Source organism: Caulobacter sp. 602-1 (assembly GCF_003931565.1).
Classification (GTDB): domain Bacteria; phylum Pseudomonadota; class Alphaproteobacteria; order Caulobacterales; family Caulobacteraceae; genus Caulobacter.
In genome coordinates this window covers 1-294 of the sequence record NZ_RRYI01000114.1, presented here as the reverse complement: position 1 = coordinate 294, position 294 = coordinate 1, and the positions used below count along the sequence as shown (strand labels likewise).

Here is a 294-nt window from a genome sequence, read left to right as displayed (position 1 = left end):
GGCTTCCCGGCGGTCTCGGCCAGCTTCGGCCAGCCGATCGCCCAAACCAACCTGCGCGGTCTCGGGGCCTCGGGCGGCACCCCCCCCCTGGTGCTGCTGAACGGCCACCGCGTGGTCGGGGCCGGCATCCTGCAGACCTATGTCGATCCCACCGTGATCCCGCCGGGCATCATCGATCGCGTCGAGGTCATTCCGGATGGCGGCTCGTCGATCTACGGCTCGGACGCCATCGGCGGGGTCGTCAACTTAATCACCCGCAAGCGCGACACGGGTGCGGAGGCGTCGGGGACGTAA

At 69.7% G+C, this 294-nt stretch carries 1 protein-coding gene; it reads left to right on the top strand.

The window, feature by feature from the left end:
* Positions 1-294: TonB-dependent receptor plug domain-containing protein (locus EIK80_RS25490; RefSeq protein WP_158624764.1), on the top strand; the 294-nt coding region annotated here is incomplete at its 5' end.